The sequence below is a fragment of the Sphingomonas bacterium genome (assembly GCF_028289855.1).
Classification (GTDB): Bacteria; Pseudomonadota; Alphaproteobacteria; order Sphingomonadales; family Sphingomonadaceae; genus Sphingomonas.
On sequence record NZ_JAQGKZ010000036.1, the window covers coordinates 1 to 9,225 of the forward strand.

A 9,225-nucleotide genomic window follows, 5' to 3' on the forward strand; every position below is an offset into this window, starting at 1 on the left:
CCCCCCCCCCCGGTGGGGGGGGGGGCCGGGGGGGGGCCCTCCCGGTACCCTCGAGCGGTTCACCTAGTGGAGAGCGGGAGCCCACCCCCAACCCCCTCCCGCAAGCGGGAGGGGGCTCGAGCGACCGCCCGCATGTCGTCGCGATCGACTACGGCGCCAAGCGCAACATCTACCGCAACCTCGTCCAGGCCGGTGCCAAGGTCAGCGTCGTCCCCGCGACCGCGAGCTTCGATCAGGTCATGGCGCTCAAGCCCGACGGGCTCTTCCTGTCGAACGGCCCGGGCGATCCCGCCGCGACCGGGGAGTATGCCGTCCCCGTGATCCGGCAGTTGCTCGACACCGGCATCCCGCTGTTCGGCATCTGCCTCGGCCATCAATTGCTCGGGCTGGCGGTGGGCGCGACCACGACCAAGATGTTCCAGGGCCACCGCGGCGCCAACCATCCGGTCAAGCGGCTGAGCGACGGCGCGGTCGAGATCACCAGCATGAACCACGGCTTCGCGGTCGAACGCGACAGTTTGCCGGCGAACGCCCGCGAGACGCACGTATCGCTGTTCGACGGATCGAACGCCGGGCTCGAGCTGACCGACAAACCCGCGTCCAGCGTCCAGTACCACCCCGAAGCGAGCCCGGGGCCGCAGGACAGCTTCTATCTGTTCGAGCGGTTTGTGGGGATGTTGAAATGAAATGGCCCAGCTTGGGAAAGGCGCTCTCCGCCTATCCGCGCAAAAATATCCTTACGCCGCTGTTGTGGCTTTCTGGGATTACGTTTCCAATTAGCGTCGCTGCATTTTGTATTTTACCAACCCCCAAAGATTACGTCGCGCTAGCGTTGGGGTCGCTTCCGGTCTTAGCATCACTGTATTTCTACAGATATTGGTCAAAAGCGGATGCTGACAGACTGCAAACAGAAGGTTTTCGCATTCAGCTTGAGGCTTACGCTCGGATGCCACCAGCTATAGGCGATGCGCGATCTGTTGTTGAAATCGCTGGCCCAACGAAACTTATAGCTAATCCCTCATCCGGTCAGGAGGGAAAGTGATGTATAATACCTTCATTCTTAATTATGAACCGCAGATGAGCGACCCATCTCCAATTCGATTAATCGAGTTTGTAAGGTCAAATTTCTATACGTATCAGTATATGACGCCTTTTTTTAGCGTAATCATTGTAAAGTCTACGGCGACGTTGGAGCAAATGATCAAAAGCTACAATCCGTTCTTAAGCCCTAACAATTTCCTTCTTACGCAAGTTGCTCCGAGCATGGTTAATGGCCTTTTGCCTACTAACTATTGGCAGTGGATCAACGCTGAAGCTCCTCCTCCGCTAATCAGCAGTTCATAATGCCCAAACGCACCGATATTTCCTCGATCCTCGTCATCGGCGCCGGCCCGATCGTCATCGGCCAGGCGTGCGAGTTCGATTATTCGGGGACGCAAGCGATCAAGGCGCTGAAGGAAGAGGGCTATCGCATCGTCCTGGTCAATTCGAACCCGGCGACGATCATGACCGACCCCGACCTCGCCGACGCGACCTATGTCGAGCCGATCACGCCCGAAATCGTCGCCAAGATCATCGAGAAGGAGCGCCCCGACGCGGTGCTGCCGACGATGGGCGGCCAGACCGCGCTCAACACCGCGCTGGCGCTGTTCAACGACGGCACGCTGGCGAAATTCGGCGTCCAGATGATCGGCGCCGATGCCGAGGCGATCGACAAGGCCGAGGACCGGCTGAAGTTCAAGGACGCGATGACCAAAATCGGCCTCGAAAGCGCGCGCTCGGCGATCGCGCACTCGGAGGCCGAGGCGCTGGCGGGGCTGGAGAAGACCGGGCTGCCCGCGATCATCCGCCCGTCGTTCACGCTCGGCGGGACCGGGGGCGGGGTTGCGTATAATCGCGACGAATTCCTCGACATCGTCCGCAAGGGGCTCGACGCCTCGCCCACCAGCGAAGTGCTGATCGAGGAGTCGCTGCTCGGCTGGAAGGAATATGAGATGGAGGTGGTCCGCGACCGCGCGGACAATTGCATCATCATCTGCTCGATCGAGAATATCGACCCGATGGGGGTGCACACGGGCGATTCGATCACCGTCGCGCCGGCGCTGACGCTGACCGACAAGGAATATCAGATCATGCGCAACGCGAGCATCGCGGTGCTGCGGGAAATCGGCGTCGAAACAGGCGGTTCGAACGTCCAGTTCGCGGTCAATCCGAAGGACGGGCGGCTCGTCGTGATCGAGATGAACCCGCGCGTTTCGCGCTCCTCCGCGCTGGCGTCGAAGGCGACCGGGTTCCCGATCGCCAAGGTCGCGGCGAAGCTGGCGGTGGGCTACACGCTCGACGAGATCGTCAACGACATTACCGGCGCGACGCCGGCGAGCTTCGAGCCGACTATCGATTACGTCGTCACCAAGATTCCGCGGTTTGCATTCGAGAAGTTCAAGGGCGCCGAAGCGGTGCTGTCGACCGCGATGAAGTCGGTCGGCGAGGTGATGGCGATCGGGCGCAACATCCATGAGAGCATGCAGAAGGCGTTGCGCGGGCTCGAGACCGGGCTGTCTGGGTTCAACATCGTCGATCATTTGGTCGGCGCGCCCAGGGACGAGATCGAGGCCGCGCTTGCGGTGGCGACCCCCGACCGGCTGCTCGTCGCGGCGCAAGCGTTGCGCGAAGGCTTCACGGTGGCCGAGGTGCACGCCATCGCGAAGTACGACCCGTGGTTTCTCGAGCGGATCGCCGAGATTATCGCGGCCGAGAACGAGGTGCTCGACAACGGCCTGCCGCAGGACGCGGTGGGGATGCGGCGGCTCAAGTCGATGGGCTTCTCCGACAAGCGGCTGGGGTATCTCGCGCTGACCTCGGCGGGGCTGCGCGACCGCTATCAGTCGCGGGGCGGGCTGATCCACGACGCGGTCAAGGCGATGGTGGGCGGGACCAACGAAGACGAAGTGCGCGCGCTGCGGCACAAGCTCGGCGTTCGGCCGGTGTTCAAGCGGATCGACACCTGCGCGGCGGAGTTCGACGCCAAGACGCCGTATATGTACTCGACTTATGAAGCTCCCAGCTTCGGCGAGCCCGAATGCGAGAGCGCACCCACGACCCGCCGCAAGATCGTCATCCTGGGCGGCGGGCCGAACCGGATCGGGCAGGGGATCGAGTTCGATTATTGCTGCTGCCACGCCTGTTTCGCGCTGGCGGACGCCGGGTTCGAAACGATCATGGTCAATTGCAACCCTGAGACGGTGAGCACTGACTATGACACCAGTGACAGGCTCTATTTCGAGCCGTTGACCGCCGAAGACGTGCTGGAAATCCTGCATGTCGAGCAACAGGCGGGCGAACTCGTCGGGGTTATCGTCCAGTTCGGCGGGCAGACTCCGCTCAACCTGGCACGCGCTCTGGAGAAGGCGGGCATCCCGATCCTCGGCACCTCGCCCGACGCGATCGACCTGGCCGAGGATCGCGAGCGGTTTGCGGCGCTGGTCAACAAGCTCGGGCTGCTCCAGCCGTCGAACGGCATCGCGCGCAGCCGCGACGAGGCGGTCGCGGTGGCCGAGCGGATCGGTTATCCGGTGCTGATGCGCCCCAGTTACGTGCTTGGCGGGCGGGCGATGGAGATCGTCGACGGCCGCCCGCAGCTCGACGAATATATCCAGACCGCGGTACAGGTGTCGGGCGACTCGCCGGTGCTGATCGACCAGTATCTGCGCGACGCGATCGAGGTCGATGTCGATGCGATCTGCGATGGGACCGACGTCGTGGTGGCCGGTGTGCTCCAGCATATCGAGGAGGCCGGCGTCCATTCGGGCGACAGCGCGTGCTCGATCCCTCCTTATTCGCTGTCGGATGCGATCGTCGCCGAAATCGAGCGTCAGACCGTGGCGCTGGCGCATGCGCTGAGCGTCGTCGGCCTCATGAACATTCAGTTCGCGGTCAAGGACAATTGCGTCTATCTGATCGAGGTCAATCCGCGCGCCAGCCGGACGGTGCCGTTCGTCGCCAAGGCGATCGGGTCGCCGATCGCCAAGATCGCCAGCCGCGTGATGGCGGGCGAGAAGCTGGCGGACCTGCCAAAGGTCGACCGCGACATTCCCTATTTCGCGGTCAAGGAAGCCGTGTTCCCGTTCAATCGCTTCCCCGGGATCGACCCGGTATTGTCGCCCGAGATGAAATCGACCGGCGAGGTGATGGGCATCGACGTGGATTTCACCGCGGCGTTCGGCAAGGCCGAGCTTGGCGCGGGCACGATCCTGCCCGAGGGCGGGACGGTGTTCGTCAGCGTCAAGGACAGCGACAAGCCGGTCGTACTGCCCGGGGTGCGCGCGCTCGCCGATTTCGGCTTCACCATCGTCGCGACCGGCGGGACGGCGGATTATCTCGCCGAGCACGGCGTCCCGGTCGAGCGGATCAACAAGGTGGCGCAGGGCCGGCCGCACATCGTCGACCGCGTGGTCGATGGCGGGATCGACATGATCTTCAACACGACCGAAGGCTGGCAATCGCTCAAGGATTCCAAGCCGATCCGCGTCGCCGCGCTCGGCCAGCGGATTCCGTACTTCACCACCGCGCCGGCCAGCGTCGAGGCGGCGAAGGCGATCGTCGGGCTTTCCACGCGCTCACTTGAAGTCCGCCCGCTTCAATCTTATCATTCGCACTCGCACAATTGATCCCCACATAGAGAAACAAGGTGCGGGCGGTCCTTTCAGGGTCGCTTGGGAGTGAACTTTTCGTAAGGGACAAGAGTGATGGCGACCGTCGAGAAGATGCCGATGCTGCAGGAGGGCTATGAAAAGCTCCACGCGGATCTGCGCCGGCTCAAAGAGGAACGCCCGCTGATCGTCGACGCGATCGAGGAAGCGCGCGCACACGGCGACCTGTCGGAAAACGCCGAATATCACGCCGCCAAGGAACAGCAGGGCCAGAACGAAGCGACGATCTCGGACATCGAGGGCAAGCTGAGCCGGGCCCAGATCATCGATCCCAGGGAATTGTCGGGCGACAAGGTCGTGTTCGGCGCGACGGTCACGATGCTCGATGAGAACGACAAGCCGGTCCGCTATCAGATCGTCGGCGAAACCGAGGCCGATGCGAGCAAGGCGCGCATTTCGTACAATTCGCCGATCGGCCGCGCGCTGATCGGGCGCAAGGTCGACGAAGAGGTCGAAGTGTCGGTGCCCGCGGGCGACCGGTACTACGTCGTCAGCAAGATCGAGTTCATTTGAGCCGGTTCGAGCCGCCGCCCGGAATCAATCTGCCGCGCGGGCGCGTCACCGACGCGCTGGTCGCGGTCATCTTCGTCACCGCCGTTTTGCAACTGGTGACCGTGATCGCGGCGGCGGTTGCGGGGTTCGGATTCATGCCGTTCTTCGTTGTTGCCGGGCAATGGCAAACCGACCCCTTGCGTGTGGCGGTGTCGCCGCTGGTGTCGCAATTTCTATTGTCGAGCGTCGTGATGACGCTGTTCAACACCATCCTGATGTTGATCGTCGGGCGCTATGTCGAAAAATCGATCGGGCCGGTCGGGCTGATCGCGACGTTCGTCGCGGGCGCCTATGGCGGCGCGCTGGCGCGGCTGGCGCTGACGCCGCATTCCTTCCTCATGACCGCGGATGCGAGCGCCGGGCTGTTCGCGTTGGTCGGCGCCTATCTCACGCTGTATGGCGTGCCCTATATCCTGCCGGTGCCGCGCCATTACGGCCGTTTCGCCCAGATCGGCGCGCTGGCCGGTTTCTGGATCGTCCTCCAGGTCGCCTTTATGCTGGCGTCCGGCGTGTTCGAACTCTCGCTGACCGTCGTCAATCCGCTCGGCGGGCTGATCGCGGGGATGATGGTGGCGCGCCCGCTGCTGCGTTTGCGGTACCGGAAGGCTTAGGCGGAGGCCTGCAGGTCCGGATCGGGCTCGAGCAGGCGGTGCAAATGCACCACCACGAACTTCATCTCGGCGTCGTCCACCGTGCGTTGCGCGGCGGCGCGCCACGCTTTCTCGGCACTCGCGAAATTGGGGAAGATGCCGACGACCTCGATCGTGTTTTCGTCGAAGTCGAGCGTCTGCGGATCCTTGACGCGGCCGCCGAACACGAGATGGAGCTTGCTCATGCGCGCGCCATATCGTGCTGCGGTGCGGCGCGAAAGCCTATTTGGCCTTGCGCGCTGTCTTCTTCGGTGCGGGCGCCTCGTCACGCGCGGCGAGCGCGGCTTCGCCGCCGGCCGACAGCGCTTTGCCGACCTGATCGAGCAGCTTGGTGACTTGCTTACGCGCGGCGTCCTTGCTCAGCGGGAGCGAGCCGAGTTCGGCCTTGGCGGCGTCTCTGGCTGCTTCGGCGGCCCCGGCAACCGCGCCGTTCAACCGCTTGCCCGTGGCACCGAGCAATTCGGTTTCGCGACGGCTCCTCGGCAGCAGCGCGCCAGCCGCCAGCCCGATCGCGATCCCGCCGGCGATCACCGCCAATGGATTGGCTTCCGCCGCCTTGCCGACGCGCCGCGCGGCCTTGCGCGTTTCGCCGAGCGCGTCGCTGGCGGTGCTGCGCGCGGAGGTCAGCGCGGTTTCCATGCGGCCGGCGGGCTTCTTGGTGGTCGTCTGCTCGGTCATCGGGGAATCCTCTTGAAGGGGGTGAGCATCATGTGTCGGTCGATTTGCGGCGGAACAAGCGCGCCAGCGGCTTGCGGGTCAAAAAAGCGGTCAATACGGCCACAACGCCCATCGTCGGCACCGGGTTGCGTTTGATCGTATCGACCCCGGCGCGGGCCATTTCGCCGCCGATTTCCTTGAGTTCCTCGACCGCGTCGCGCGCCAGCGCGCTCGGCTTGAGGCGCGACTGCAGTGCTACGACGGTATGTGCGAGTTGCTGCCGGCTTTCGGCCGACTGCGCCTCAGCCTTGGCCAGTTCGTCATCGATCAGGCTCACGGACGCTTATCCTTGTCCTTGATCTCTGTGGCCTTGCGCAACTGACCCACGGCCAGCCAGCCCAGCAATCCGGCCAACGCCAGTCCGGCCACCACGACGACCGCCGTCGCGCCGCCGGGGCCGAGCGGCTGGCGCAAGACGATCAACAACCCGACCAGTGCGGCAACCATCACGGCCTGGATCAGCGACAGTGCGATTACGCCGAGGATGATCGCATTGCGCGCCTCGTCGAGCCGTGAGAACAGCCGCGCGCGATAGAGTTTCAGTTCCGCCCGGACGAACTCCTCGCCATCGTCGATCAGCCTTGTGACCAGCGACGTGATGCTTTCTTCCTGGGGCGGCGGTCCCTCCTCCACGCGCGCGGCCGGGCCGGTCAGGCTTTTTTGTCGTCGGACGGAGCATCGAGCCCCGCCTTGACCAATCGCGCCAGCACGAAGCCGATCGCCGCCGCGGTGCCGATCGCGACCGCCGGGCTTTTCTTCACGAACTCGCGCGCCTCGTCGATGATGTCGTCGACCTGCTTCGACTGGAGTGACTTCGAGAAATTGGCCACCGCGTCGGCGGCCGAGCGGGCGTACTGACCGTATTGATCGCCGACCTTTTCGTCGACCGTGCCGGCGGCGTCGTGGAGCATCGCCGCGAGTTCATCGAGCGCACCGCCAGCCCGCGTTTTTCCGTCCTCGGCCGCAGCTTTGGCCTTGTCGCCGGCATCGTTGGCGAACTTGATGACATTGTCCTTGAGCGTCTGGACGCCTGCTTTGGCATCGGTCTTGGCGCCGGTGTCGTTATCGACGACCCTGGTGGCGGGTGTGTCGGTGGGTGCTGTGTCGGCCATGAAATCGATCCTTACTCTAACTCTTGCGACAACCAAGGCGGCTTCTGCCGGTTCCGTCCGTTCAAGCGAATTGCCCGAGGCAAACGAACCCGATAGAGCGCCGCCGCGACGCCCCTTGCCGGACTAATCTAGGAAGACCGTTCCATGACCGCAATCATCGACATGCATGCCCGCCAGATCATCGACAGCCGCGGCAACCCCACGGTCGAGGTCGAAGTGATGCTGGAAGACGGCAGTTTGGGCCGCGCGGCGGTCCCCTCGGGCGCCTCGACCGGCGCGCACGAGGCGGTCGAATTGCGCGACGGCGACAAGAGTCGGTGGGGCGGGAAGGGCGTCCAGAAGGCGGTCGATGCGGTCAACGGCGAGATCGCCGGCGCGATCCTGGGGCTCGACGCCGAGGACCAAGCCGAGGTCGATAATGCGATGATCGCGCTCGACGGCACGCCGAACAAGGCCCGACTGGGTGCGAACGCGATCCTCGGCGTCAGCCTCGCAACCGCCAAGGCCGCGGCCGATGCGCGGGGATTGCCGCTCTATCGCTATGTCGGCGGGGTCAACGCGCATGTCCTGCCGGTGCCGATGATGAACATCATCAACGGCGGCGAGCATGCCGACAATCCGATCGATTTCCAGGAATTCATGATCGTGCCGGTCGGCGCGTCCTCGCTGTTCGAGGCGGTGCGCTACGGGTCGGAGATTTTCCACACGCTCAAGAAGATGCTCCACGACCAGGGCTTGTCCACCGGCGTGGGCGACGAGGGTGGTTTCGCGCCCGACATTGCCAACACCACCAACGCGCTCGATTTCATCATGCGCGCGATCGAGGGGGCGGGGTATCATGCCGGCGACGATGTGATGCTCGCGCTCGACCCCGCCTCGACCGAGTTCTTTAAGGACGGCAAGTACAACATATCCGCCGAGAACAAGATACTGAGCCCGGCGGAGATGGCGGGCTATTACGCCGACCTCGTCGCACGCTACCCGATCTTCTCGATCGAGGACGGCATGGCCGAGGACGATTTTGAGGGCTGGAAGGCGTTGACCGACCTGGTCGGCGACAAGGTCCAATTGGTGGGCGACGATCTGTTCGTAACCAACCCGACGCGGCTGGCGGACGGGATCGAGCGGGGCTTGGGCAATTCGATTCTCATCAAGGTCAACCAGATCGGTACACTGACCGAGACGCTGGCGGCGGTGAGCATGGCGCAGCGCCATTCGTACACGGCGGTGATGTCACACCGCTCGGGCGAGACCGAGGATTCGACGATCGCCGACCTCGCGGTCGCGACCAATTGCGGGCAGATCAAGACCGGCAGCTTGGCGCGGTCCGACCGGCTGGCGAAATACAACCAGCTGATCCGGATCGAGGAGGAATTGGGCGACGTCGCCGTCTATGCCGGCCGGAGCGTTTTGCGGGCCTGACGGCGAAAGTTCCGGCGCTCCGATTCGCTTCGCCGCCAATCGGACTCGATTCACCGATATATG

The 9,225-nt window shown here is 63.9% G+C and carries 11 protein-coding genes; 6 read left to right on the plus strand and 5 right to left on the minus strand.

What is annotated here, in order from left to right; genetic code table 11:
• The 5 genes from JWM94_RS03100 to JWM94_RS03120 form a co-directional block, all read left to right on the plus strand.
• Nucleotides 1-686 (plus strand): carbamoyl phosphate synthase small subunit (locus JWM94_RS03100; protein WP_299421552.1); only part of this gene is annotated, 686 nt, incomplete at its 5' end.
• Nucleotides 683-1,042 carry a hypothetical protein gene (locus JWM94_RS03105; RefSeq protein ID WP_299421554.1) on the plus strand — a complete coding sequence of 120 codons (360 nt, stop codon included), beginning with the start codon at nt 683-685 and terminating at the stop codon, nt 1,040-1,042. The genes JWM94_RS03100 and JWM94_RS03105, both read left to right, overlap by 4 nt.
• 301 nt (nt 1,043-1,343) lie before the next feature.
• Nucleotides 1,344-4,667, plus strand: a complete 3,324-nt coding sequence (gene carB / locus JWM94_RS03110; RefSeq protein ID WP_299421557.1) for a carbamoyl-phosphate synthase large subunit — start codon at nt 1,344-1,346, stop codon at nt 4,665-4,667.
• A 78-nt stretch (nt 4,668-4,745) separates the two neighbouring features.
• A complete protein-coding gene (gene greA / locus JWM94_RS03115) occupies nt 4,746-5,222 on the plus strand; it encodes a transcription elongation factor GreA (protein WP_299421560.1) in 477 nt (158 codons plus the stop codon).
• Nucleotides 5,219-5,872 (plus strand): rhomboid family intramembrane serine protease, encoded by a 654-nt coding sequence (locus JWM94_RS03120; protein ID WP_299421563.1) that lies wholly within the window; start codon nt 5,219-5,221, stop codon nt 5,870-5,872. Before greA ends, JWM94_RS03120 begins: the two co-directional genes overlap by 4 nt.
• On the opposite strand, the gene JWM94_RS03125 is transcribed toward JWM94_RS03120, so the two are convergent.
• The 5 genes from JWM94_RS03125 to JWM94_RS03145 are packed head-to-tail and all read right to left on the minus strand — an operon-like array spanning nt 5,869 to nt 7,740.
• Nucleotides 5,869-6,096, minus strand: coding sequence for a DUF4170 domain-containing protein (locus JWM94_RS03125; RefSeq protein ID WP_299421566.1), 228 nt, complete (start codon nt 6,094-6,096; stop codon nt 5,869-5,871). The two genes, JWM94_RS03120 and JWM94_RS03125, sit on opposite strands and share 4 nt — an antisense overlap.
• Nucleotides 6,097-6,133: 37 nt before the next feature.
• Entirely contained in the window at nt 6,134-6,589 is a 456-nt protein-coding gene (locus JWM94_RS03130; RefSeq protein ID WP_299421570.1) for a hypothetical protein, read from the minus strand.
• Between the two features lie 28 nt (nt 6,590-6,617).
• Nucleotides 6,618-6,905 (minus strand): DUF3618 domain-containing protein, encoded by a 288-nt coding sequence (locus JWM94_RS03135; RefSeq protein ID WP_299421573.1) that lies wholly within the window; start codon nt 6,903-6,905, stop codon nt 6,618-6,620.
• A complete protein-coding gene (locus JWM94_RS03140) occupies nt 6,902-7,261 on the minus strand; it encodes a phage holin family protein (protein WP_299421576.1) in 360 nt (119 codons plus the stop codon). The genes JWM94_RS03135 and JWM94_RS03140 overlap by 4 nt, the downstream gene beginning before the upstream one ends.
• Nucleotides 7,262-7,278: 17 nt before the next feature.
• Entirely contained in the window at nt 7,279-7,740 is a 462-nt protein-coding gene (locus JWM94_RS03145; protein WP_299421580.1) for a hypothetical protein, read from the minus strand.
• 144 nt (nt 7,741-7,884) lie between these two features.
• Between JWM94_RS03145 and eno the strand changes: the two genes are divergently transcribed.
• Complete coding sequence (eno, locus tag JWM94_RS03150) at nt 7,885-9,162, plus strand: phosphopyruvate hydratase (protein WP_299421583.1); 1,278 nt, start codon at nt 7,885-7,887, stop codon at nt 9,160-9,162.
• Nucleotides 9,163-9,225 lie beyond the last annotated feature (63 nt).

What these genes read in the sequence shown, in the direction of transcription:
- eno (WP_299421583.1), top strand. Translation starts at nt 7,885, where the DNA reads ATGACCGCAATCATCGACATGCATGCCCGCCAGATCATCGACAGCCGC.
- JWM94_RS03130 (WP_299421570.1), bottom strand. Translation starts at nt 6,589, where the DNA reads ATGACCGAGCAGACGACCACCAAGAAGCCCGCCGGCCGCATGGAAACC.
- carB (WP_299421557.1), top strand. Translation starts at nt 1,344, where the DNA reads ATGCCCAAACGCACCGATATTTCCTCGATCCTCGTCATCGGCGCCGGC.
- JWM94_RS03145 (WP_299421580.1), bottom strand. Translation starts at nt 7,740, where the DNA reads ATGGCCGACACAGCACCCACCGACACACCCGCCACCAGGGTCGTCGAT.
- JWM94_RS03125 (WP_299421566.1), bottom strand. Translation starts at nt 6,096, where the DNA reads ATGAGCAAGCTCCATCTCGTGTTCGGCGGCCGCGTCAAGGATCCGCAG.
- JWM94_RS03105 (WP_299421554.1), top strand. Translation starts at nt 683, where the DNA reads ATGAAATGGCCCAGCTTGGGAAAGGCGCTCTCCGCCTATCCGCGCAAA.
- greA (WP_299421560.1), top strand. Translation starts at nt 4,746, where the DNA reads ATGGCGACCGTCGAGAAGATGCCGATGCTGCAGGAGGGCTATGAAAAG.